The sequence below is a fragment of the Actinosynnema pretiosum genome, assembly GCF_024171695.1.
GTDB lineage: Bacteria > Actinomycetota > Actinomycetes > Mycobacteriales > Pseudonocardiaceae > Actinosynnema > Actinosynnema pretiosum.
Map to the genome: position 1 here is coordinate 40,999 of NZ_JAMTCF010000028.1, position 23,507 is coordinate 64,505.

Annotated in this window: 23 protein-coding genes and 1 pseudogene; 14 read left to right on the top strand and 10 right to left on the bottom strand. The window is 73.8% G+C overall.

What is annotated here, in order from left to right; genetic code table 11:
• Positions 1–887 precede the first annotated feature (887 nt).
• The 5 genes from LV78_RS37435 to LV78_RS37455 all read right to left on the bottom strand — a co-directional run bounded on the left by LV78_RS37435 (position 888) and on the right by LV78_RS37455 (position 7,732).
• On the bottom strand, positions 888–2,732 hold the full coding sequence (locus LV78_RS37435; RefSeq protein ID WP_253850942.1) for a 1-deoxy-D-xylulose-5-phosphate synthase: 1,845 nt from the start codon (positions 2,730–2,732) through the stop codon (positions 888–890).
• Positions 2,729–3,652: a 4-hydroxy-3-methylbut-2-enyl diphosphate reductase gene (ispH, locus tag LV78_RS37440; protein WP_253850943.1), complete on the bottom strand. Its 924-nt coding sequence runs from the start codon at positions 3,650–3,652 to the stop codon at positions 2,729–2,731. The genes LV78_RS37435 and ispH overlap by 4 nt, the downstream gene beginning before the upstream one ends.
• A 46-nt stretch (positions 3,653–3,698) precedes the next feature.
• A complete protein-coding gene (locus LV78_RS37445) occupies positions 3,699–4,739 on the bottom strand; it encodes a family 2 encapsulin nanocompartment cargo protein polyprenyl transferase (RefSeq protein WP_253850944.1) in 1,041 nt (346 codons plus the stop codon).
• Positions 4,740–4,872: 133 nt separating this feature from the next.
• Positions 4,873–6,282, bottom strand: a complete 1,410-nt coding sequence (locus LV78_RS37450) for a family 2B encapsulin nanocompartment shell protein (protein WP_253850945.1) — start codon at positions 6,280–6,282, stop codon at positions 4,873–4,875.
• Positions 6,283–6,325: 43 nt separating this feature from the next.
• Positions 6,326–7,732 carry a family 2B encapsulin nanocompartment shell protein gene (locus LV78_RS37455; protein ID WP_253850946.1) on the bottom strand — a complete coding sequence of 469 codons (1,407 nt, stop codon included), beginning with the start codon at positions 7,730–7,732 and terminating at the stop codon, positions 6,326–6,328.
• A 561-nt stretch (positions 7,733–8,293) separates the two neighbouring features.
• Between LV78_RS37455 and LV78_RS37460 the strand changes: the two genes are divergently transcribed.
• Genes LV78_RS37460 through LV78_RS37470 form a run of 3 tightly spaced genes read left to right on the top strand, consistent with a single transcriptional unit; the run spans position 8,294 to position 10,014 of the window.
• Positions 8,294–8,707, top strand: coding sequence for an acyl-CoA thioesterase (locus LV78_RS37460; protein WP_253850947.1), 414 nt, complete (start codon positions 8,294–8,296; stop codon positions 8,705–8,707).
• Positions 8,704–9,801 (top strand): zinc-binding dehydrogenase, encoded by a 1,098-nt coding sequence (locus LV78_RS37465; protein ID WP_253850948.1) that lies wholly within the window; start codon positions 8,704–8,706, stop codon positions 9,799–9,801. Before LV78_RS37460 ends, LV78_RS37465 begins: the two co-directional genes overlap by 4 nt.
• A 45-nt stretch (positions 9,802–9,846) precedes the next feature.
• Positions 9,847–10,014, top strand: coding sequence for a hypothetical protein (locus LV78_RS37470; RefSeq protein ID WP_253850949.1), 168 nt, complete (start codon positions 9,847–9,849; stop codon positions 10,012–10,014).
• Between the two features lie 46 nt (positions 10,015–10,060).
• On the opposite strand, the gene LV78_RS37475 is transcribed toward LV78_RS37470, so the two are convergent.
• Positions 10,061–10,267: a hypothetical protein gene (locus LV78_RS37475; protein ID WP_253850950.1), complete on the bottom strand. Its 207-nt coding sequence runs from the start codon at positions 10,265–10,267 to the stop codon at positions 10,061–10,063.
• Positions 10,268–10,449: 182 nt separating this feature from the next.
• On the opposite strand from LV78_RS37475, the gene LV78_RS37480 reads away from it, so the two are divergent.
• Positions 10,450–11,253, top strand: coding sequence for a cyclase family protein (locus tag LV78_RS37480; protein WP_253850951.1), 804 nt, complete (start codon positions 10,450–10,452; stop codon positions 11,251–11,253).
• A gap of 41 nt (positions 11,254–11,294) precedes the next feature.
• On the opposite strand, the gene LV78_RS37485 is transcribed toward LV78_RS37480, so the two are convergent.
• A complete protein-coding gene (locus tag LV78_RS37485; protein WP_253850952.1) occupies positions 11,295–11,507 on the bottom strand; it encodes a hypothetical protein in 213 nt (70 codons plus the stop codon).
• Positions 11,508–11,620: 113 nt separating this feature from the next.
• Here LV78_RS37485 and LV78_RS37490 point away from each other — a divergent pair, with 113 nt between their 5' ends.
• Both LV78_RS37490 and LV78_RS37495 read left to right on the top strand, forming a co-directional pair.
• Positions 11,621–12,400, top strand: a complete 780-nt coding sequence (locus LV78_RS37490; RefSeq protein ID WP_253850953.1) for a phosphotransferase family protein — start codon at positions 11,621–11,623, stop codon at positions 12,398–12,400.
• A complete protein-coding gene (locus LV78_RS37495) occupies positions 12,388–13,035 on the top strand; it encodes a peptidoglycan recognition protein family protein (RefSeq protein ID WP_253850954.1) in 648 nt (215 codons plus the stop codon). The genes LV78_RS37490 and LV78_RS37495 overlap by 13 nt, the downstream gene beginning before the upstream one ends.
• Positions 13,036–13,065: 30 nt before the next feature.
• On the opposite strand, the gene LV78_RS37500 is transcribed toward LV78_RS37495, so the two are convergent.
• The gene (locus LV78_RS37500; protein ID WP_253850955.1) at positions 13,066–14,097 is read right to left on the bottom strand and encodes an NAD(P)-dependent alcohol dehydrogenase; all 1,032 of its coding nucleotides are present in this window, start codon (positions 14,095–14,097) and stop codon (positions 13,066–13,068) included.
• Positions 14,098–14,189: 92 nt separating this feature from the next.
• Here LV78_RS37500 and LV78_RS37505 point away from each other — a divergent pair, with 92 nt between their 5' ends.
• The 3 genes and pseudogenes from LV78_RS37505 (at position 14,190) to LV78_RS37515 (ending at position 16,521) form a co-directional block, all read left to right on the top strand.
• Complete coding sequence (locus LV78_RS37505; protein WP_253850956.1) at positions 14,190–14,810, top strand: TetR/AcrR family transcriptional regulator; 621 nt, start codon at positions 14,190–14,192, stop codon at positions 14,808–14,810.
• Between the two features lie 326 nt (positions 14,811–15,136).
• Positions 15,137–15,664, top strand: a complete 528-nt coding sequence (locus tag LV78_RS37510; protein ID WP_253850957.1) for an Ig-like domain-containing domain — start codon at positions 15,137–15,139, stop codon at positions 15,662–15,664.
• Between the two features lie 24 nt (positions 15,665–15,688).
• Positions 15,689–16,521, top strand: a pseudogene (locus tag LV78_RS37515) (IS5 family transposase).
• A 49-nt stretch (positions 16,522–16,570) separates the two neighbouring features.
• Here LV78_RS37515 and LV78_RS37520 read toward each other — a convergent pair.
• On the bottom strand, positions 16,571–17,137 hold the full coding sequence (locus LV78_RS37520) for a hypothetical protein (protein WP_253850958.1): 567 nt from the start codon (positions 17,135–17,137) through the stop codon (positions 16,571–16,573).
• Positions 17,138–17,588: 451 nt separating this feature from the next.
• On the opposite strand from LV78_RS37520, the gene LV78_RS37525 reads away from it, so the two are divergent.
• The 4 genes from LV78_RS37525 to LV78_RS37540 all read left to right on the top strand — a co-directional run bounded on the left by LV78_RS37525 (position 17,589) and on the right by LV78_RS37540 (position 21,725).
• Positions 17,589–18,275 (top strand): response regulator transcription factor, encoded by a 687-nt coding sequence (locus LV78_RS37525; protein WP_118947478.1) that lies wholly within the window; start codon positions 17,589–17,591, stop codon positions 18,273–18,275.
• A complete protein-coding gene (locus LV78_RS37530) occupies positions 18,272–19,552 on the top strand; it encodes a HAMP domain-containing sensor histidine kinase (protein ID WP_253850959.1) in 1,281 nt (426 codons plus the stop codon). Before LV78_RS37525 ends, LV78_RS37530 begins: the two co-directional genes overlap by 4 nt.
• 243 nt (positions 19,553–19,795) lie before the next feature.
• Positions 19,796–20,560: a CAP domain-containing protein gene (locus LV78_RS37535; protein ID WP_253850960.1), complete on the top strand. Its 765-nt coding sequence runs from the start codon at positions 19,796–19,798 to the stop codon at positions 20,558–20,560.
• 364 nt (positions 20,561–20,924) lie between these two features.
• Entirely contained in the window at positions 20,925–21,725 is an 801-nt protein-coding gene (locus LV78_RS37540; RefSeq protein ID WP_253850961.1) for a nucleotidyltransferase domain-containing protein, read from the top strand.
• Between the two features lie 64 nt (positions 21,726–21,789).
• On the opposite strand, the gene LV78_RS37545 is transcribed toward LV78_RS37540, so the two are convergent.
• Positions 21,790–22,266: an Lrp/AsnC family transcriptional regulator gene (locus LV78_RS37545; RefSeq protein ID WP_041838314.1), complete on the bottom strand. Its 477-nt coding sequence runs from the start codon at positions 22,264–22,266 to the stop codon at positions 21,790–21,792.
• Positions 22,267–22,389: 123 nt separating this feature from the next.
• Here LV78_RS37545 and LV78_RS37550 point away from each other — a divergent pair, with 123 nt between their 5' ends.
• Complete coding sequence (locus LV78_RS37550; protein ID WP_253850962.1) at positions 22,390–23,502, top strand: thiamine pyrophosphate-dependent dehydrogenase E1 component subunit alpha; 1,113 nt, start codon at positions 22,390–22,392, stop codon at positions 23,500–23,502.
• Positions 23,503–23,507: the final 5 nt, after the last annotated feature.

The following is a 23,507-nucleotide window of genomic DNA, read 5'->3' on the forward strand; positions in this document are numbered from 1 at the left end:
GCTCTCACAACTTCTGTTGACCAAGGCTTGAGGTACCCGGTGAGCGGTGTCCGGGACGGCGTTCCTGGCCCTTCGCGCGGGGGTGTTGCGGCACTGTGCCGAAGGGGTGAAGGCGTTGGGGCGCTTCGGGTGCGGTGCTGCTGGGCGGTGTGGGGGACGTGTACGCCCGAGTGGTCGTGACCGGATGGGCTGGGTGGTCGTGCGGGTGGTGGTCCTCGCGGAGCAGCTCGGGGTGGCAGGTGTGAAAACCTTGCACGCCAACGGTTTTGCCTGAGGGCGAAACCTCGCCGTAGTGGAACCGGAACGTTCCCCGGCTCTGCGTCGGGGCTGGGAAACCCTTGGTGCGCAAAGGAACCACGCCCCGGTGGACCGTCGGTCCGCACCGCCCGATCAGCGCCGCCGCACTCGATCGCCGCGCTGAACGCCCGAACCGGGGGCGGGCGCAGCCCGCTTACCGCCCGATCCCGGCACAACCCGAATCCGGCGACCGCCCTGCCGCGCACCACCCGGCGCCCCACCGCGTCGGCCCGACCCTGCAGCTGATCCCGGACCACCGCGCTACGAGCAACCGATGCATCCCGCACGACCACCGAGCCCTGTCCGGCCTATGGCGACCGACGTCCGACACCCGCCCATCGCCGGACCCCGGCCTCCGGTTGGAGCACTGCGATCACCCGAGCTCGAAGCTCGTCCCGCCGCTTTCCGGCGCGCCCTGCCCGATCCCCGTGCGACCCGCGTCCGGCGAACATCCCGCCGCACCCCGCCCGGCTCCGGCTACCGCCTCACCGCGCCCGTCCGAGGGGCCTCCCCACCCCACCCGCGTCCACTCTCCGTCCCGCACTCCCCGCCCCGCACACCCACCCGACCCACAAGCCGGGCGCGGCCCCTCACCGCCCTGCGCGGTAGGGCAGCACGTCCTGCAAGCAGTCGCACACCGAGGCCGACGCCGTCAGCGAGTCCTCGTCCACCGCCCGCCGCACCGCCGCCGCGACGTCGTCCGCCGCCAAACCCCTGCGCCGCAGCAGTTCGGCCCGCTCGCCGTGCGGCAGGAACTCCACCGGCAGCGCCAGCGAGCGCACCCGCGCGCTCCCCACCGCCTGCGCCAGCCGCGCGCCCAGCGAACCGCCCGCCGCGCCGTCCTCCACCGCCAGCACCACCCGGTGCCCACCCGCCAGCCGCAGCAGTTCCGGGTCCAGCGGGGCGATCCACCTCGGGTCGACCACGTCCACCCCGATGCCCCGCTCCGCCAGCAGCTCCGCCGCCGCGAGGCACACCCCGGCCATCGGCCCGACCGCCACCAGCAGCGCCCGCGCCGCGTGCGCCTCGCGCAGCACGTCGCACCCGCCGACCCTGCGCAGCGCGGGCACGTCCTCCGACACCGGACCGCTCGGGTGCCGCAGCGCCGTCGGCGCCTCCCGCTCCGCCACCGCCTCGCGCAGCAGCTCCACCAACCGCGCCGGGTCGCGCGGCGCGGCCACCCGCATCCCCGGCACCAGCGGCAGCAGCGCGGCGTCCCACAGACCGTGCTGGCTCGGCCCGTCCGGACCGGTCACCCCGGCCCCGCCGACCACCAGCGTCACCGGCAGCCGGTGCAGCGCCACGTCCATCAGCACCTGGTCGAACGCCCGCTGCAGGAACGTCGACGCCAGCGGCACCACCGGGTGCGCGCCCGCCATCGCCATGCCCGCCGCCGACGTCACCGCGTGCTGCTCGGCCACGCCCACGTCGAACACCCGCTCCGGGAACCGCCGCGCGAACGCGTCCAGCCCGCTCGGCCCCTGCACCGCCGCCGTCACGCACACCACGTCCGCCCGCCGGAGCCCGATCTCGGCGATCTCGGCCCCGAACACGTCCGCCCAGCTCCGCTCACCCGTGCCACCGGACGGCGACACCGCGTGCAGGCAGTCCACCGCGTCCCCCTCGGCGGGCGGGTAGCCCCGGCCCTTGCGGGTCGCGCAGTGCACCACCACCGGCCTGCCCAGCGCGGCGGCCTCGGCCAGCACGCCCTCCAGCGCGGGCACGTCGTGCCCGTCCACCGGCCCCAGGTACGGCAGCCCCAGCTCCTCGAACACCGGGTGCGCCCGCCGGTCCCGCAACCGCCCCAGGTGCGCGGCCAGCCCGCCGGCCGTGGGCGCGTACGAGCGCGCGTTGTCGTTGACCACCACGACCACCGGGTAGTCCGCCGACGCCAGGTTGTTCAGCGCCTCCCAGGCCATGCCGCCGGTGAGCGCGCCGTCCCCGACCACCGCGACCACCCGCCGGTCCGAGCCCTGCAACCGCAGCGCCCGCGCGATCCCGTCCGCGTAGGACAGCGCGGTGGAGGAGTGCGAGTTCTCCACCACGTCGTGCTGCGACTCGGCCGCGCTCGGGTACCCGGACAACCCGCCGAACCCGCGCAGCCCGTCGAACCCGGCCGCCCGACCGGTGAGGACCTTGTGCACGTAGGACTGGTGGCCGCCGTCGAACAGCAGCACGTCGTGCGGCGAGTCGAACACCCGGTGCAGCGCGATGGTCAGCTCCACCGCGCCCAGGTTCGACCCCAGGTGCCCGCCGCGCCTGGACACCTTCTCCACCAGGAACCGCCGGATCTCCGCCGCCAGCGCGGGGAGCGCCCGCTCGGGCACCGCCCGCAGCGCCTCCGGCCCGGTGAGCTGCTCCAACGAGGTCGGCAGCGCCTCCGACCCGGCGCCCGCCTCCGAGGAGCGCGCTGTGCCGCCCGGCGCGCCGCTCACCTCCGCACCGCCGGCGGCAGGGTGAACCGGATGGTCTCCACGGTGGTCTCCCGCACCTCGACCCGGTGCGCGTCCAGCACCGCCACGACCTCGTCCACCAGCCCCGGCGGCGCCGACGCGCCCGCGCTCAGCCCCACCACGCGCACCCCCTCCAGCCACTGCGGGCGCAGCTCGCGCACGTCGTCGATCAGGTGGGCGGGCACGCCCTCGCGGCGCACCAGCTCCACCAGCCTTGCCGAGTTGGATGAGTTCGCTGAACCGACCACGAGGACCAGATCGGCCTCCCGCGCCACCTCCCGTACCGCCTCTTGGCGGTTCGTGGTCGCGTAGCAGATGTCGTCCGAAGAGGGGCCGCGCAGTGCGGGGAAGCGCTTGCGCAGCGCCGCGACGACCTCCGCCGCCTCGTCCACCGCCAGCGTCGTCTGGGTCAGGTACGACACCCGCTCCGGGTCCTCGACCTCCAGCGCCGCCACCGCCTCCGGGGTGTCCACCAGCAGCATCCGGCCGGGGGCCTCGCCGAGCGTGCCCTCGACCTCCTCGTGCCCGGCGTGCCCGATCAGCACCACGGTGTCCCCGCGCCCGGCGAACCGCCGCGCCTCCGCGTGCACCTTGGTCACCAGCGGGCAGGTCGCGTCCACGACCTCGAACCCGCGCCGGTCCGCCTCGGCGCGCACGGCGGGCGACACCCCGTGCGCGGAGAACACCACCACGGCCCCGTCCGGCACCTCGTCCAGCTCGTCCACGAACACCGCGCCCATCGCCTCCAGCCGCGCCACCACGTGCGTGTTGTGCACGATCTGCTTGCGCACGTGGACCGGGCCGCCGCGCCGCCGCAGCAGCTGCTCGACGATCTCCACCGCCCGCTCGACCCCGGCGCAGAACGACCGGGGCGAGGCGAGCAGCACGAGTGGGACTCCCATGGGCGCTCCTGGCTGGTTCGGTTCGGGGCTCAGCGATCGCGCCGGGTCAGCGGTCGCGCCGGGTCATCAGCACGGCGACGGCGTCCAGCTCCCGCGCCGCGACGGGGTCGACGCCCGACGCCCGCAGGTGCGTCCTGGCCTGCGCGAGCAGCTCGTCCGCCCGCCGCTGGCCCCACGCCCGCGCCCCGGCCTGCTCGACCAGCTCGGCCGCCTGCTCCAGCGCCGACCCGGCCAGCTCGCCGCGCCCCCGGTACAGCCCGGTCAGCTCGCGCCCGGCCTGGCTGCGCGAGGCCAGCGCGGCCACCACGGGCAGCGACTTCTTGCGGTTGCGCAGGTCCGAGTGCACCGGCTTGCCGGTGGCGGCCGGGTCGCCCCAGATGCCGAGCAGGTCGTCCACGAACTGGAACGCCAGGCCCGTCCGCTCGCCGAACAGCCCCAGCTCGCCGACCTGGTCGGCCGAGCCGCCGCCGAACAGCGCGCCCAGCGAGCAGCACGCGCCCAGCAGCGCCGCCGTCTTGCCCTCGGCCATCCGCACGCACTCGGCGACGCCGACCTCGTCGCGCTCCTCGAACCCGAGGTCCGAGCTCTGCCCGTCCAGCAGCTCCTGCACGGCCGCGCTCAGCAGCACGATGCCCCGCGCGGACGCCGGGTGCCCGCTCGCGGCCAGCACGTCCAGCGCCAGCGTCATCAGCGCGTCGCCCGCGAGCACCGCCGCGTTGACCCCGAACACCGCCCACGCGGTCGGCCGGTGCCTGCGGGTGGCGTCGCCGTCCATCACGTCGTCGTGCAGCAGCGAGAAGTTGTGCACCAGCTCCACCGCGACCGCGGCGGGAAGCGCGTCCTCGGGGCGCCCGCCGACCGCGCGCGCGGCCAGCAGCACGAGCACCGGCCGGATCGCCTTGCCCGCGTCCGCTCCGGTGGGGACGCCGTGCTCGTCCCACCAGCCGAAGTGGTAGCCCGCGATGGAGCGCATCGACTCGGGCAGCCGGTCGACGGCGGCGCGCAGCGCCGGGTCCACCAGCGCCCGGCCCCAGGCCAGCACGTCCCGCGCGGAGCGCTGCGCGGGGGAGACGTCGAGATCGGTCATCGGACACTCCAGCTCGGGGGACCGGCACGCGGTGGCCTGCCGGGAGGTGGCCGCCGCCGGGGCGCGCGGCCGGTCGGGAGGTGGTTCGGGGTCGGGCGGGGGCGCGTCCCGCCCGACCCCGGATCGGGACGCGCTACTCGCGGCCGATCTCGACGTGCTCCAGGACGCCGAGCGCGTCGGGGACCAGCACGGCGACCGAGTAGTAGGCGCTCACCAGGTAGGAGATGACGCCCAGCTCGTTGATGCCCATGAACCGCGCGTTCAGGCCGGGCTGGAACTCGTCCGGGATGCCGGTCTGGTGCAGGCCGACGACGCCGCTGTCCTGCTCGCCGACGCGCATCGCCAGGATCGAGCTGGTGCCCTGCTCGGTGACCGGGATCTTGTCGCACGGCAGCAGCGGCACGCCGCGCCAGGTGGTCACCATCGTGCCGCTGTGGTTCTCCACGCCGGGGTACACGCCGCGCTTGGTCGCCTCGCGCCCGAAGGCGGCGATGGCGCGCGGGTGGGCCAGCATGAACGCGGTCTTGCGCCTGCGGCTGAGCAGCTCGTCCAGGTCGTCCGGCGTCGGCGGGCCGGTGCGGGTGTGGATGCGCTGCTTCAGGTCCGCGTTGTGCAGCAGGCCGAAGTCGCGGTTGTTGACCATCTCGAACTCCTGCCGCTCGCGCAGGGCCTCGACGGTGAGCCGCAACTGCTGCTCGGTCTGGTTCATCGGCTTGTTGTAGAGGTCCGCGACCCGGCTGTGGACCCGCAGCACGGTCTGCGCGACGCTCAGCTCGTACTCGCGCGGGGCCAGCTCGTAGTCCACGAACGTGCCAGGCAGCGGGGCCTCGCCCTGGTGGCCGGAGGCGATCTCGATGGACGCCTCGCCGTGCTTGTTCTGCGGCAGGCCCCTGGTGCGGGTGGTCGAGTGGACGATCGCGCGCAGCGGGCTGTTCTCGTCGCGCAGCTGCTGCACGGTCTCCCACGGCAGCACCAGCGCGATCACCGGGGTGACCGCCTTGGCGGTGAAGGCCCACTGCTCGGTCTCGCCGGTGAGGACGCCGTTGCCGAAGTGGTCGCCGTCGGCCAGCACGTCGAGCACGGTCTGGTTGCCGTACTCGCCCTCGCCGATCTTGTTCACCTTGCCGTGCGCGACGAGGAAGACCTCCTCGGCGCGGTCGCCGCGCTGCACGATCACGTCGCCGGGGGTGAACTCGCGCTGCACGAACCGGTTCGCGAGCGCGGTCAGCACGTCGTCGTCCTCGAAGGCGCGCAGCGCGGGGACCTCGCGCAGCTCCTGCGGGATGACGCGGATGTCGGAACCGGTGCTGGTGAAGGTGATCCGCCCGTCGCCGACGGCGTAGGTGAGCCGCCGGTTGACCCGGTAGGTGCCCGCCTGGGTCTGCACCCAGGGCAGCTCGCGCAGCAGCCAGCGGGCCGAGATGGCCTGCATCTGCGGCGCGGACTTGGTGGTGGTGGCCAGGTTCCTGGCCGCCGCGGTGCCCAGGCTCTGGCGGGTGCGCTCGATCTCGTCGAGCGGCAGGGCGGGGTCGATCGCTGTCACGTGCGTGCTTCCGATCTGGTCGTGGGGACGGTGCTGGCCGGGCTCAGTCCTCGCGACCCAGCTCGACGTGCTCCAGCACGCCGACCGCGTCGGGGACCATGATCGCGGCCGAGTAGTACGTGCTGACCAGGTACGACATGATCGCCTGCTCGTTGATGCCCATGAACCGCACGTTCAGGCCGGGCTGGTACTCGTCGGGCAGGCCGGTCTGGTGCAGGCCGATGACGCCCTGGTTGTCCTTGCCCGCGCGCAGCAGGATCACCGAGCTGGTGCGGTGGTCGCTGATGCCGATCTTGTTGCAGGGCAGCACCGGGACGCCGCGCCAGGCGGGGACCAGGTGCCCGTTCAGGTCGGTGTTCTGGGGGTAGATCCCGCGCTTGGTGCACTCGCGGCCGAACGCGGCGATCACCTTGGGGTGGGCCAGGAACGCGGTCGGCTGCTTCCACACCAGCGACAGCAGCTCGTCGAAGTCGTCCGGGGTGGGCGGGCCGGTGCGGGTGTGGATGCGCTGGCCGAGGTCGGAGTTGTGCAGCAGGCCGAAGTCGCGGTTGTTGACCAGCTCGTGCTCCTGGCGCTCGCGCAGCGCCTCGATGGTGAGCCGCAGCTGCTGCTCGACCTGGTCCATCGGGTGGTTGTAGAGGTCCGCGACGCGGGTGTGGATGTTGAGCACGGTCTGCGCGACGCTCAGCTCGTACTCGCGCGGGGCCAGCTCGTAGTCCACGAACGTGCCGGGCAGCGCCGCCTCGCCCTCGTGGCCCGACGCGATGTCGATCTCGGCCTCGCCGTGCTGGTTCTGCTTCTGGCGACCGGCGTTCACCATCCGCTGGATGTGCGCCCGCAGGCCGCCCATCTCGCCGTTGAGCTGCTCGAACACGCTCCACGGCAGCACCAGCATGGTGACCGGGGTGATCGCCTTGACGGTGAAGTCCCACGCGCCCTGCGGCCCGGCCAGGCACTGGCCGCCGAAGTGGTCGCCGTCGGCGAGCACGCCCAGCACGGTCTGGTCGCCGTACTCGGTCTCGCCGATCTTGTTGACCCGGCCGTGCGCGACCAGGTGCACGGCGTCCTGGGAGCGCCCGCGCTCGACGACGACCTCGCCCGCGGCGAACTCGCGCTGCTTGAAGCGGGAGGCCAGCGCGGCCAGCACGGCCACGTCCTCGAAACCGCGCAGCAGCGGCAGCTCGCACAGCTCCTGCGGCACGACCTGCACGGCGGCGCCGGTGTTGGTGAAGGTCAGCCTGCCGTCGCCGACCGCGTAGCTGAGCCTGCGGTTGACCCGGAACGCGCCGCCCGCCGCCTGCTCCCACGGCAGGACCTTGAGCAGCCACCGCGAGGTGATGCCCTGCATCTGGGGGGCGGACTTGGTGGTGGTCGCGAGGTTGCGGGCAGCCGCAGTGCCGAGGCTCAGCTGGGGACGCTCGGATTCAACGCCCGGATCGGTCACAGACACCGGTGCACCGCCTAATTCTGGGAAAACGTCGGGAAGGGCCGGATAGACCGTAGTGAGGTTCTTCGCACGTGGGAAAGGGCGTGGGAAGGGTCCGATGCGGGGTCCGCCCTTGGGGCTATTCCGGTTTCCGGTGCGCACTCACGGTGTCCGTGCTGTGCTGGTTGACCTTTTTCGGGTGAACCTGCTGGTTGGACGGCGTGTCGAGTGGTTTTAACTCGTTCGTGAGCGGGTGGTTCACCCTTAAGTGCGAGAGTGTGCACGGTGAGCGTGACGCGGCGCGGCGGGGTTGTCCGGAGATTTCACCCCGTGGAGGAGTTGGTGTGTTTCCGGTAAAAGCATTGGGGAGGTCCGTTCACCGTGACCGGCGAGTTGGTGGCCGGTTTTCGGGTTGATCGGGTGGAAATGCTGACTCGGTGTGATCGGGGGCGGAGTTCGGCGCTGCTGTGAAACACGTCACACCAACGGCCGAGCGGGGCGCGGTCCGGCCCTTCACGGCCCGCGTCCCCGCGCGCCAGACTGGGCCCGCGGCTCACCGGCGACCGCACGGGAGGTGGCAGGGCGTTGCGCGAGCACTACCCGCACTGGCGGCGGATCCCCACCCGGTGGGGCGACAACGACGTGTACGGGCACGTCAACAACGTCGTCCACTACGCGCTCATGGACACGCTGATCAACACCTGGCTGATCGACTCGGGACTGGACGTCCACGCCGGGGCCGAGATCGGGCTGTGCGTGGAGTCGCACTGCTCGTACCGGGCGCCCGTGGCGTTCCCCGAGGCGCTCGACGCCGGGCTGCGCGTGGGGAAGCTCGGCCGGTCCAGCGTCCGGTACGAGATCGGCTTCTACCGCGAGGGGAGTGACGAGCTGGTGGCGCGGGGGCACTTCGTGCACGTGTTCACCGACCGGGGCACCCGCAGGCCGGTGCCGATCCCGGACGGGCTGCGGGCGGCGATGACCGGGCTGGTGGTCCCGTGAGGACGCGGGGCGCGCTGCTGCGCGAGGTCGGCGGGCCGCTGGAGGTCGTCGACCTGGAGCTGGACCCGCCGGGGCCGGGCGAGCTGCTGGTCGGGGTGGGCGCCACCGGGCTGTGCCACTCCGACCTGTCCGTGCTCGACGGCTCGCGGGTGCGCCCGCTGCCGATGGTGCTCGGGCACGAGACGGCGGGCGAGGTCCTGGAGGTCGGGGAGGGCGGCGGCTTCGCGCCCGGCGACCACGTGGTCCTGTCGTTCGTGCCCGCCTGCGGCGCGTGCCGCCGCTGCGCCGCCGGACGCCCCGCGCTGTGCGAGCCGGGCGCGGCGGCGAACCGGGAGGGCGCCCTGCTGTCCGGCGCGCGCCGCCTGCGCCTGCCCGACGGGACCAGGCCGCACCACCACCTGGGCGTGTCGGGCTTCGCCGAGCACGTCGTGGTGTCCGCCCGCTCGGCCACGAAGGTCCCCGCCGACCTGCCGTTCGAGGTGGCCGCGCTGTTCGGCTGCGCGGTGCTCACCGGCGCGGGCGCGGTGCTGCACAGCGCGCGGGTCGGGCCGGGGGACGTGGTCGCGGTGTTCGGCCTCGGCGGCGTGGGCCTGGCCGCGCTGCTCGCCGCCCGAGCGGCCGGGGCGGCGCGGATCGTGGCGGTGGACCTGGTGGCGGGCAAGCGGGAACTGGCGCTGAGGTTGGGCGCGACCGACGCGGTGGCGGCCGGTCCGGACGTGGTCGAGGTGGTCCGGGAGCTGACCGGGGGAGGCGCGGAGAAGGTCGTGGACACCACCGGGGCGCCCGCCGCGCTGGCCCAGGCGTACGCGGCGACGGCGCCGGGCGGGACCACGGTGACGGTGGGGCTGCCGCACCCGGACCGGGAGCTGGTGCTGCCCGCGCTGAGCCTGGTGGCGGAGGAGCGGACCTTGAGGGGGAGCTACCTCGGCTCGTGCGTGCCGGGGCGGGACATCCCCCGGTTCATCGCGCTGCACCGGGCGGGGCTGCTGCCGGTGGAGGGGCTGCTGACCGGGCGGCTGGCGCTGGAGGAGGTCGGGGCGGGCTTCGACCGGCTGGCCGGTGGGGAGGCGGTGCGGCAGGTCGTGGTGCCCTGAGCCGGCACAGGAATCGGCGATCGCGCTTGTGGGGAGAAGTGGTTCATGGGTGACGAGAAGAACGCCAGCTCCGGTCTGACCGGGAAGGCAGGAACAGGTCCGACCACTGCCCAGGGCAAGGACGCGGCGCTGAAGTCCCCGTCAGACAAGAACCCGAAACCGCCCAACGACCAGATCCAGCCCGACGTGCCCGAGGGCGGTGGAAAGGAGTAGCGGACCGGGGCGGAGCTCCTCGCCCGGCGCCAGGGGCGGCCACGCCCTAGTCGTGCTCCTGCTGCGCCCGGTCGGCGGACTTCGCGAGTTCCGGGTCGCGGGTCAGCATGGTGAGGATGAGCGACATGCCCCGGTGGATCTCGTCGATCTGCGCGGCCATTCTCTCCACGACGATGTCCTGCGTGCCGGACACCTCGTTGAGGCGGGTTTCGAGCGCGCGAATGCGGGCGTCCAGCTTGCTGACCGTCGACATGCGCAGCAGGCTACCGAAGCACGCCTGGTGTCAGCGGTGATGACACCGGCGCGCGACGTCCACTCCGGCGCGGCCTTCGGGCCATGCGCCCACCGTCACCCGATCGGCCAGTGGTCGTGTCGTGCGGCGGGCCCGGTGGCACGGGTCGGTACGGTGGCGCGGTTCCACGGGAAGGGGTTCGGGTGCGCGGGCGGGTCGTGGTGGCCGGTGCGGTGGCGGCGGTGGGCGGGCTGGTCGCGCTCGGGCGTCGGCGGGCGCCCCGCAGGGCCCCTGGGCTGGACGGGTACCGGTTGGTCAACCTCGCGCACGTCAACGACCCCGACCGCACCAGCGGCTACCCCGGCGACCCCGAGTTCACCGCCGAGGTGGTCGCCACCACCGCGCGGGACGGCTACTACCTCCAGCTCCTCCACCAGGGCGAGCACACCGGCACGCACTGGGGCGCGCCCGCGCACTTCACCGACGGCCAGCCGCACGCCGACGAGCTCGACCCCGAGGACCTGCTGCTGCCCGCCGTGAAGATCGACGTCCGGGACCGGGCCGCGCGGGACGCCGACTACGAGCTGTCCGTGGACGACCTGCTGCGCTGGGAGCGCGCGCACGGGCGCATCCCGCGCTGCGCGGCCGTGGTGCTGTGGACCGGCTGGGAGGACCGCTGGGGCACGCCCGCGTTCTACCACCGCGACGAGACCGGCCAGGTGCACCAGCCGGGGTTCTCGGTGGCGGCCGTGCGCTGGCTGCTGGACACCGGGCGGCTCGGCCGTCGCGGGGCGCTGGGCACGGACACCTTCGGGCCCGACTCGGGCGTCGACGGCGAGCACCGCGTGTCCAAGCTGCTCTACCGGGAGCACCGGATCAGCCTGGAGGTGCTCGCGAACCTCGCCGAGCTGCCGGAGACCGGGGCGCACGTGCTGGTCGGCGGGGTGGTCAACCGGCGCGGGTCCGGGTCGCCCGCGAGCGTGTACGCGTTCGTGCCGAAGCGCTAGCGCCGCACCACCAACCCCGAGTGCACCCGGCCGGGGGAGCGTCAGGCGCGGGCTCTGAGCCCGGACCGCGCGCAGGCGGAGGCCGCGCCGAGCAGCAGGAGCGCCACGGCGGCCTGCCACCACGCCGACTCGTTCAGCGCCACCGCCACGTTCACCGCCCCGACCAGGGCGAACAACGCGGCCAGGCCCAGCCACAACGGCCGCTGCGCGCGGTCGACGAAGGCGGTGAGCGCGGTCATCTGGGGATGGGTCATCGCGGGCCTCCGGAGGGCGCGTGCGGCGCAAGTGCGCGCCGGTTACCCGCCCCAGTGCGGACTCACACCTCGTTCTCGGCGGATCTCACCCGGTCGGACCTAGGATGCCCCCCGTGCCGGACTTGCGCGGGTTCGCCGACGCCCACCTGCCTGGACGCGGTGGGCCGCGCTCGGTCGTCGAGCTCGGTTCCGGGCTGGACAACACCGCGCACCTGGTGGACGGGGAGTTCGTCCTCCGCCGCCGCCACGACGGCGAGCAGACCGACGAGGCCCGCCTGCTCGCCGAGGTGGCCGCGCGCTCACCGCTGCCGGTGCCCGTCCCGCTCGCCGTCGACGGCCCCTGGATGGCCTACCGGCTGCTGCCCGGCCGCCCGCTGCTGGAGGTGCTGCCGCTGGACGCCGCCCGCACGCGGGACCTGGCCCGCCGCCTGGTCGACTTCGTCGCGCTGGTGCGGACCTGGGACCTGGCCGCCCCCGAGGACGAGCCCGACCTGCCCGCGCTGCTCGCCCAGGCCGCCGACGACCACGCCGCGCTCGGCCTGCGCGACCCGGCCGTCGAGCGCTTCCTGCGCACCCCGCCGCCACCCCCGCCGGACGAGCTGGTGCTCGCGCACAACGACCTGGGGGCCGAGCACGTCCTGGTCGACGTGGACACCACGATCACCGGGGTGGTCGACTGGACCGACGCGGCCCGCTGCGACCCGGCCTCCGACCTCGGCCTGCTGCACCGGGACCTCGGCCCCGCCGTGCTGCCCCTCGTCCCGGAGCCGCTGCGCGAGCGCGCGCTCTTCCACGCCCGGTGCAGCGTGCTGGAGACGCGCCGCTACGGCGTGGAGCACGACCGCCCGCTGTACGCCCGACGCGCGCGGGAGGCCCACCGGTGGCTGTTCTGACCAGGCGGCTGCTGCTGGGCGGGCTGCTCGGCGCCACCGCGCTCACCGCGTCCGGGGCGTCCCCGCGCACCCCGCTCCCGACGTTCCGCCCGCACGTCCTGGCCTGCGCCGACTGGGGAGCCGACCCGCCCGCCGAAGCGCCGGTCCTGCTGCCGCGCAGGCCGAAGCGGATCATCGTGCACCACACCGCGACCGACAACGCCACCGACCGCTCGCTCGACCACGCCCGCCGGTTGGCGCTGTTCTTCCAGCGCGAGCACGTCAGGCGCGGGTGGGGCGACACCGGTCAGCACTTCACCAGCACCAGGGGTGGCGTCCTGCTGGAGGGCAGGCACGGCACGCTCGCGGTGCTGGACGCGGGCGACCGGATGGTCGAGGGCGCGCACTGCGTCGGCCAGAACCGCGAGTCCATCGGAATCGAGAACGAGGGCCTCTACACCGACCGCCTGCCCACCGCGCCGCAGTGGGCGGCCCTGGTGTGGCTGTGCGCGCGGGTGTGCGAGCGCTACGGCATCGAGCCGACCGGGATCGACGGGCACCGCGACCACTGGGACGGCACGGTGTGCCCCGGCGACGCCCTGCACGCCGGGCTCCCGCTGCTGCGCGCGCACGTGGCGGCGCTCCTGGAGGCCTGACCGCCTGACCGCCGTGGCGCCCGCCCCGCCTCAGTCGAGGTCGGCCAGGTCCAGCACGAACCGGTAGCGCACGTCGCCGCGCCCCAACCGCTCCAGCGCCTCGCCCGCCCTGCTCGCGGGCACCACCTCCACGTCCGCGGTGATCCCGCGCTCGGCGCAGAAGGCCAGCAGCTCGGCGGTGCTCGCCAGGCCGCCGGTGGCCGACGAGGTCAGCTTCCTGCGGCCCAGCATCAGGTCCATGACATTCAGCGGGACCTCCCAGAAGACCCCGAGCACGCTGAGCGTGCCGTCCCTGCGGACCAGCCCCAGCAGCGGCGACAGGTCGTGCGTCGCGGAGATCGTGTCCAGCACCAGGTCGAACGTCCCGCGCGCCGCCGCGAGCCGGTCCGGGTCGGTGGTCACCAGCAGGTCGCGCGCGCCCAGCGCCAGCGCGTCGGCGGTCTTGTCCGGGGTGCGGCTGAGCACGGTGACCTCCGCGCCGAGGGCGACGGCGAGCTTGACCGCCAGGTGCCCGAGCCCGCCGAGCCCGGCGACGGCGACCCGGCTGCCGGGGCCGGTCCCGGCCGCGCGCAGCGGGTTCCACACCGTGATCCCGGCGCACATCAGCGGTGCGGCGGCGGCCGGGTCCAGGCCTTCGGGCAGCGGGTGGGCGAACCGCTCGCGCAGCACGTACTCGCGGCTGTACCCGCCGTGGTTCGGCAGGCCGGTGCGCGGGTCGACGCCGTAGGTGGCGGTCGGGTGCCCGGAGCAGTGGATCTCCTCACCCTCCAGGCACGCCTCGCAGCTCCCGCAGGAGTCGACGATCGTGCCGACCGCGACCCGGTCGCCCACGGCGAAGCGGCCCGCCGCCGCGCCGACCTCGGTGACCACGCCGGTGAACTCGTGGCCGGGGACCACCGAGCCCTTCGCGGTCATCCCGATGACGTGCAGGTCGCTGTGGCAGACGCCGCAGAAGTCGATCCGGACGGCGATGTCGTCCGCGCGCAGGTCGCGGCGCTCGACCGGCACCCGCTCCAGCGCGGTCGAGCCGTCGGTGCTCCGCAGAGCGGTGGTGGTGCGCATGGGGAATCCCCTCCCTGACGTGGTGTTGGCAGCGTACGCCTAACTTGTCACTTGGTGTCAAACGCGACTTTCGGTGATAGTGTTGGGCCACGATGAGCACCAGTCCGCCCAGCGCCGGTCCGCCCGGCATCAGGGAGCGCGCGCGCAAGGCGCTGCAGCGCGAGATCGGCGACGCCGCGCTCGCGCTGTTCGTCGAGCGCGGGTACGAGGCGACCACCATCGGCGACATCGCCGAGGCCGTCGGCATGTCCAAGCGCAGCGTCTTCCGCTACTTCGCGACGAAGGAGGAGATCGTCGTCGGCAAGCTCGACCTCGCGGCCGAGACCATGCTGGCGGCGCTGCTCGCCCGCCCGGCCGGTGAACCGGTCTGGACGTCGCTGCGCCGGGTGTTCGACCTGCTGGACGACTCCGGGGGAGCGGGCCGCGCCGAACCGGTGCACCGGGTGGTGCTGGAGACGCCCGCGCTGCTCGCGGCGTACCTGCAGAAGTTGCAGGAGATCCAGGAGGCCGTGGTCGGCGGCCTGCGCGAGCGCGCCGAGACCGCCGGAACCCCCTACGCCCCCGACGACCCCGCGCCGCGCGCGCTCACGGCCGCCGCCTTCGGCTGCCTGCTCGCCGCCCAGCACGCGTGGCTGGCGCCCGGCGCGCGGGGGACGATCGGCGACGCCCTGGACCGGGCGATGGCGACCCTCGTGCCCCGCGACCGGGGCTGAGCGCCGCCCGCGCCCGGCCCGTCGAGTCCGCTCGCCCGCGCCAGGCCGGGGCCCCGCGCGATCGGTCGCCCGCCACCGCGCACGGCCGGTGGTGGACCGCCGGAACCACGGCGGTTCCGGCGTTCGACGTCTTCTTCACCGGTTCTCCCTTGCCGCGCAACGAGAAAACTCGGCGCCTCGATCCCCGCTGCGCTGGTTCCGACCGAGGGGAGAGGACCTGCCGTGCTGTTGAGGAGAAGTGCCGGGAGCAGACCGGGCGCGGTGACCGCCGCGCTGCTGGCCGCCACCACCGTCGCCGGGGCCGGTGGCCCAGGTCAGCGACGCCAATGGGGGTGTTCCGGGTCGGCGGCGGCTTCCCGCAGGACCAGGTGCTCGGCGGGATCGGGAACAACTGCTGGGTCGACGTGCTGTGGTGGGCGCCCACCGAGGACATCACCGAGCCCACCTCGCTCGCGGTGACGCCCCACGAAGGCTCGACCAGCGTGCGGCTCGACGAGCACGCGACCATCCGCTACGACGAGGAGGTCGACCCGGCAGGCCTCTCGATCACCGCCACCGCGCCGGACGGCACTCCCGTCCAGGGCGCGGTGACCTGCGAAGCGGACCGGGTCTCGGCGAGGTGCGCCCCGACCGGGCGGCACGTCGCGGGCACGACGTACGAGGTCACCGCGTTGGTGAACGGCCCGGCTGGCAACCCGGCGCCCACGCGGACGTGGAGCTTCACCACCGGCCTGCCCCGGCCCGCCACCTGCCCCTGCACGCTGTGGGACGACTTCTCCCGACCGGCCGACACGGACTGGAGCGACGTCATCTACCGGCCGGGTTCCCCCGCCTCCGGGCATGTCTTCAAATGATCGTTGCTGGTGGATCATGGTGTTGTGATACGTCGCCATGAACTGTCGGACGCCGAGTGGGAGTTCGTCCGGCCTTTGCTGCCCGAGTCGTCGCGGGGACGTAGAAGGCTGGACGACCGCAGGGTCCTGAATGGCATCGTGTGGAAGTTCCGGACCGGGACGGCCTGGCGGGACGTGCCCGAGCGCTATGGCCCGTGGGCGACGCTGCACACCCGTTTCCGCAGGTGGGCGGCGGATGGCACGTTCGACCGGATGCTGCGGGCCGCCCAGGCGCAAGCGGACGCGGCGGGTGACGTCGACTGGCTGGTGTCCCTCGACTCCACCGTCGTCCGGGCCCACCAGCACGCGGCCGGGGCCCGAAAAGGGGGCTCCGCGACCCGGCCCTCGGCCGGTCCAGAGGTGGCCTGACCAGCAAAATCCATCTCGCCTGCGACGGCCGGGGCCGTCCGCTCGCGTTCGTCGTCACGGGCGGCAACATCAACGACTGCACCAGGTTCACCACCGTCATGGAAGCGATCCGGGTACCACGGACCGGCCGGGGGCGGCCCAGGGTCCGGCCCGATCACGTCCTGGGCGACAAGGGCTACAGCTCGAAGGCGATCCGCGCCTGGCTTCGCCGCCGAGGCATCGCCCACACGATTCCCGAGCGGGCCGACCAGGTCCGCAACCGGGCCCGGCGGGGCAGCCGCGGAGGCCGCCCGCCGGGCTTCGACCGCGAGATCTACAAGCAGCGCAACGTAGTGGAACGATGCTTCAACCGCCTCAAGCAGTGGCGCGGCATCGCCACCCGCTACGACAAGACCGCCGAGTCCTACACAGCAGCCGTCACCCTCGCGTCACTCCTGATGTGGGCGTGACATTTGACGACAGAACCCCGGGGCGCGGTAGCCGCGCCGCCGGTGGGCCCTAGTCGCTCTCGATGATCCGCCACTGCGGCTTGCCCACCCACATCGCCTCCAGCTTCGAGGTGTGCCCGTTGCCGGTGAACACCACGACCACCGCGTCGGCGGGCTGCTCCACGACCGCCGCGTAGCCCTGCCTCGGGGTCGCGGACACCGGCTGGATGTCGCGCTCGGCGAAGCTCACCGTGGCCACCCCGCCCTGCAGGCGGAAGCTCTTGATGAACACCTGCTTCCCGTCCCGCTCGACCCACGCGCCCTCCTCGGACGGCGCGGGCGGCTGGGAGGTGGGCTGCTGCGCGGGCGGCTCCTGCGCCGGGGCGGTGGTGGTCGTGGTGGGCGCGGCCGTCGGGGCGCTCGGCTCCGGCGACGAGGACGAGGACGGGGGCGGGCTCAGCGAGGTGGACGTAGGGGTCGGCTCCGCGAGCGTCGTCTCACCGGTCGGCCCGGCGACCACCCTCGGCCGCTCGGGCGCGCCGGCGTCCAGGACGAAGCGGATGCCGAGCCACGACACCCCGATCGCCGCCGCGGTGGTCAGCGTCCACACCGCGAAGTACTGCAAGCCCCGGATCACGGCGCGTCCTCCCGTAAGGGGCTCCCTCTGGAGCACGGTTCGGGAGTCTAGCCACCCGATAGGGTTAGGGGTTCGGGTTGGCCGCGGTTAGGGGGTCGTTGGTGGCCCCAACGCTGCGGGCGTCCGGGCGGTCACCCCGCGTGGTCGTGCCCGCCGCCGCCTGACCGCCCGTCACGACCGCGCCCGGCCGCCGCGCGCACGCCGGGAGCCCGCAGTGCCCGGCCGCGCGCCCGGAGCCGCTTTCCCGGCCGTCCGACAATCCGATTATCCCGTTCTTCGGGAAACGGATCTTTCCTGATCAACGAGGCATTGGCGGGGGTGCTCCTCAGGGGTGGGACGGCACCCGTCCGACCTCCCTTTCGCCCGATCGGGCAATGATCGTCCGGCCACTCACGGACGGGTGATACGGGTAGGTTGCAGAATGTGCACGGGCACGCGTTACCGTTCGCGCATGGTTTCGGTGTTGTTGGTGGAGGACGACCCGGTGGTGCGCTCGGCGGTCACGCGCGCGCTGACCGGTATGGGCCACGCCGTGCTGGCCGTCGGCGCCGCCCTCGAAGCGCTGCGCGAGATCGCCGACCACGACTTCGACCTCGTGGTGCTGGACCTCGGCCTCCCCGACATGGACGGCGGGGACGCGCTCAAGATGATGCGCGGGGTGTGCGACACACCCGTCATCGTCGCCACCGCCCGCGACGACGAGGCCGAGATCGTCCGCCTGCTCAACGCGGGCGCCGACGACTACCTGGTCAAACCGTTCTCCAGCGAGCACCTGGCCGCCCGGCTCTCCGCGGTGCTGCGGCGCACCCGCAAGGCCGCGCCCGAACCCGGCCCGATGCGCGTGGGCCCGCACCTGCTGATCGACCTGGACCGGCGCGAGGCGCGGCTGTCCGGCCGCGAGCTCAACCTCACCCGCAAGGAGTTCGACCTGCTCGCCTACCTCGCCGCCCGCGAGGGCAAGGTGGTGCCGCGCGCCGAGCTGCTGGCGAACCTGTGGAACCTGCCGGGCAGGCACGACGACCAGACGCTCGACGTGCACCTGTCCTGGCTGCGCCGCAAGCTCGGCGAGCGCGCCGCGCAGCCCCGCTACCTGCACACCGTGCGCGGCGTCGGCTTCAAGCTCACGGCCGTAGGGTGAGGCGGTCGCTGGCCGTCGTCGCGCTCGCCGTCACCTCGATGGTCGCGCTGGCCTTCCTCATCCCGCTCGGCCTGGTGGTGCGCCAGCTCGCCGAGGACAAGGCGCTCGCCGACGCCGAGCGGCAGGCCGTCGCGCTCACCCCGGTGCTCGCCATCACCGCCGACCCGGTCATGGTCGAACAGGCCCTGACCAGCGTGAACGGTCACGTCGCGGTGCACATGGCGGGCGGCGGGGTGATCGGCGAGGTCAAGGCCACCCCGAGTCAGCTGCGCACCGCGCAGCGCGAGGGCAGGGCGTTCACCGCGACCGTGCCGGACGGGCGCGTGCACCTGCAGCCGGTCGTGCTGGCCGACGGGGTCGCCGTGGTCGAGGCGTTCGTGCCGGAGGCGCAGCTCAGCCAGGGCGTCGGCCAGGCCTGGCTCGCGCTGTTCGGCGTCGCGGTCACCCTCGTGCTCGGGTCGGTGCTGGTCGCGGACCGGCTGGGCGCGCGCGTGGTCAAGGCCTCCCGCGAGCTGGCCGACGGCGCCAGACGCATGGGCCAGGGCGACCTGGAGGCCCGCGTCGAACCGTCCGGACCGCCCGAGCTGGTGGCCGCCGGCGGCGCGTTCAACCGCATGGCCGACCGCATCGGCAAGCTCGTGACCAGCGAGCGGGAGATCCTCGCCGACCTCTCGCACCGGCTGCGCACCCCGCTCACCGCGCTGCGCCTCGACTCCGAGACGCTCGGCCCCGACCCCGGCGCGAACCGGGTCAGGCAGGCCGTGCACGCGCTGGAGCGCGAGGTCAACGAGCTGATCAGGGCCGCCCGCAGGGAGCTGGACGACCCGGACGGCAAGCGCTGCGACGCCGCCCGCGTGGTGCACGACCGGCTGGTGTTCTGGTCCGCGCTGGCCGACGACCAGCAGCGGCTGTGGAACCTGCGCGGCACCGAGCGCACCGCGTTCGTGCCGATCAACCGCAGCGACCTGGCCGCCGCGATGGACGTGCTGCTCGGCAACATCTTCCGGCACACCCCGGAGGGCACCGGGTTCGTCGTGGCCCTGTTCCACCAGCGCGACCGCGTGGTCATCGTCATCGAGGACGCGGGACCGGGCGTCGACGACCCGGAGGCGGCGCTCAAGCGGGGCAGCAGCGGTGCCGGGTCGACCGGGCTCGGGCTGGACATCGCCCGCCGCGCCGCCGAGTCCGCGGGCGGGGAGCTGGTGCTCGACCGGGGGCCGCTGGGCGGACTGCGCGTCCAGCTGCGGATGCGCAGGCTGTCGGACGCGTCAGCCTGACCGACCGGTCCTTTCCGCTTCCTGATACCAACCTTAAAACTTCCATAAATAATTGCGAGTTGACAATTCGTTTTGACTCGTTAGAGTGATTACAGGAATTGCGGCGGGCCGCCAGCGTTCTCCCAAAACTCGACCGGCCCGCTTCGATTCCCCCTGCCGGTGCGGTGACCGCGCGCGCTTCCCTGCACAAGCGCTGCTGCGGTCACCGCGCCCGACAATGTCCCCGAGCAGATGAGGAATACCGTGCCGCGTCCCAGGACCGCACTGCCCGCAGCCGCTCTGGCCCTCGTCGCCCTCGCGGGCTGCGGTGGGCCCGCTGCGCCGGGGCCGGTCAACGCGGGGAACATCGCCAACGCGGCAGCCGCTTTCGGCGCCCCTGCGGCGACCAGCACCACGGCCGCCTCCGACCCCGCCTCCCCGTCGTCCGCGAGCGGGGCGGCCGACGCGACGACCACGACCGAGACGACGCCCTCCTCCCCGGCGCCGTCCTCCTCCGAGGCCCCCGCGACCACGACGACGACGCAACCCCCTGTCGCGCCGCCGTCCACCCCCGCGCAGCCCCCCAAGCAGGAGACCCCCGCGCAGCCGCCGAAGACGACGCAGGCCCCCGCGCCGCAGAAGTCGGACGTGGACATCGCGGAGGAGAAGGTCATCGCGCTGACCAACGAGCAGCGCAAGGCCAACAACTGCCCGGCCGTCACCGCCGACGCGCGGCTCGGCAAGGCGGCCAGGGCGCACAGCGCCGACATGGCCGCGCAGAACTACTTCTCGCACGTGTCCAAGGACGGGCGCAGCTTCGTCGACCGGATCAAGGCCGCCGGTCACCCCTCGCCGGGCGCGGAGAACATCGCCGCCGGGCAGCGCACGCCCGAGGACGTCATGAAGAGCTGGATGGACTCGGAGGGCCACCGGGCCAACATCCTCAACTGCGGCCTGAAGACGCTCGGCGTCGGCATGGCCAAGGGCGGCTCGTACGGGATCTACTGGACGCAGAACTTCGGCTGGTAGAGCACCGTCCCGGCCCCGCCACCCTGCGGCGGGGGGAGGGCTGCCAAAAGGGGGAGCAGCCCACACCCGCCGAGCCTCACCGGTGACCTGAGGTGCGGCGGGTGCGGGGTCTCGCACTGCTGCGCAGTGCGGGGATGGGTGACCCGCCGCGCGGAGACCGATCCGCGCCGTGCCGGAGAACCGGACCGCGACGACCCTGTCCCGCCGCGGCGCGGTTCCCGGCACGGCGCCCCGGTCCCGGCGCGGAGCCAATCCCTTAATCGGTGGTGTCCTCCGGCGCGACGACGCAGGATGGGGCGCCCGGCGGCAACCCTGAGCCGCTCGGGAACCCGTTCAAGCGCGTCCCGCGCCGGAGGGCCGAACCGTGAAGCACACCAACGCCGAGCACGCCGCGATCGCCGAGCGCGCGACCGTCCTGCGCACCCAGGTCGGCTCCGGGGTGCACGGCCTGGCCATCGAGGGAACCGACGACCGCGACGAGATGGGCCTGTGCGTCGAGCCGCCCGAGTCCGTGATCGGCTTGCGGCCCTTCGAGCAGTACGTCTTCCGCACCGCCGCCGAGCGCACCGGCGACCCCGACGCCCGCTCGCGTCCGGGCGACCTGGACCTCGTCGTCTACTCGCTGCGCAAGTGGATGCGGCTCGCCCTCCAGGGCAACCCCACGGTCATCACGCCGCTGTTCGCGCCCGACCACGACGTCGTCGTCAACACCGACCTCGGCCGCGAGCTGCGCGCCGACCCCGGGATGGTCATCTCCCGCGAGGCGGGCAAGCGGTTCATCGGCTACCTGCGCGGGCAGCGCGAGCGGATGGTCGGCGGCGCGGTCGGCAAGCGGGTCAACCGGCCGGAGCTGGTCGAGCGCCACGGGTTCGACGTCAAGTTCGCCGGGCACATGGTGCGGCTGGGCGTGCAGGGCGTGGAACTGCTGGAGACCGGCCGGATCACGCTGCCTATGCCCGACCCGTGGCGCACCTTCGTCCGCGACCTGCGGCAGGGGCGGCGCACCGCGCAGGAGGCGATCGACGCGGCGGCCGAGCTGGAGGCCCGGCTGCTCGCGCTGCTGGGCTCCTCCGACCTGCCGCCCCGGCCGGACACCGCCCGCGCGAACGCCTGGCTGGTGAACGCCTACGAGTCCACCTGGGCCGGTTGGCGGGACGCGGCCTGAGCCGGGGGACGGCCTGAGCCGGGGGCGTGGCGCGGCCCGGCTTCGCGCCACGGCCCCCGGCGCGTCACAGCTCCGGTTCGCGCCCCGGCGACGGCAGCTCGTCCAGGATCAGCACGGTGTGGCTGGACGTCACGTCCGGCATCGTCTGCAACCGGTTCAGCACCAGGTCCCGCAGGCTCTGCGCGTCCGGCGTGCGCACCAGCAGCACCAGGTCGTAGTCGCCGGACACCAGCGACCCCTGCCACACCTCCGGGATCTCCAGCACCCGCCGCCGCACCGCCTTCCACGAGTGCTGGCTGATCTTCAGGTACACGTACGCGGAGATCCCCATCCCGCACCGCTCCGGGTCCACCACCGCCGCGTAGCCGGTGATCACCCCGTCCCGGTGCAGCCGCTCCACCCGCGAGTACGCGCTCGCCCGCGAGATGTGCAGCCGCTCGGCCAGCGACCGCATCGACAGCCTGCCGTCCGCGCGCAGCTCGGCCACGATCCGGCGGTCCGTCGCGTCGAGCGGGGCCGTTCGTCCAGCGCTGGGCGTCATGCGGTCGAACATAACCCCGGCACGGGGCCGTTCGTCCAGATCGGGACCCGCGAGCTGGACGCCCGATCGGTGTGACCTGGACCATTCCCGGCATCCCCGCCGACGTCGCGCAGGAGGTGCCGAATGGCCACAGCCACCCCGGACCGGACCCTGCTCCCCACCGAGGAACCGCTGGCGCTGCTGCGCGCTGACGGGTCCCCGGTCGAGGGCTCACCGCTTCGGATGCCCGACGACGAGGTGCTGCTGGAGCTGCACCGCCGCATGGTCGTCGGCCGCCGCTTCGACACCCAGGCCACCGCCCTCACCCGCCAGGGCCGCCTCGCCGTCTACCCGTCCTCGCGAGGCCAGGAGGCGTGCCAGGTCGGCGCGGTGCTGGCGATGCGCGAGCGCGACTGGTTGTTCCCCACCTACCGCGACAGCGTCGCCCTGGTCACCAGGGGCGTGCCCGCAGCGGGCGCGCTGACCCTGCTGCGCGGCGACTGGCACCTCGGCTACGACCCGCGCGAGCACCGCGTCGGACCGCAGTGCACGCCGCTGGCGACCAACACCCCGCACGCCGTGGGCTTCGCGCACGCCGCCCGCTACAAGGGCGAGGACACCGCCGCGCTGGTGCTGCTCGGCGACGGCGCGACCAGCGAGGGCGACACGCACGAGGCGCTGAACTTCGCCGGGGTGTGGAAGGCGCCGGTGGTGTTCCTGGTGCAGAACAACGGCTACGCGATCAGCGTGCCGCTGAGCAAGCAGACCGCCGCGCCCACGTTGGCGCACAAGGGGATCGGGTACGGCATCCGGTCGGTCCTGGTGGACGGCAACGACGCGGCGGCGGTCTACGCGGTGGTGTCGGAGGCGCTGGCGTCGGGTGAGCCGGTGCTCGTGGAAGCGCTTACCTACCGGATCGAGGCGCACACCAACGCCGACGACGCGTCCCGCTACCGGGACTCCGCCGAGGTCGCGCACTGGTTGGCCCGCGACCCCGTCGACCGGCTCGCCTCGCACCTTGCCTCGCGCGGGCTGCTCGACCCGGCGCGCCGCGACTCGGTGGACGCCGAGGCGGAGGAGTTCGCGGCGGCGCTGCGGACCGAGCTGAACGCGGACGCGCGCGTGGACCCGGCGGACCTGTTCCGGCACGTGTACGCAGAGCCGACCGCGCAGCTGCGCGAGCAGGCCGCGATGCTGGCCCGCGAGCTGGACGCCGAGAAGCTGGGCGCGGAGAAGCTGGACGGGGGACGGGCATGACCGAG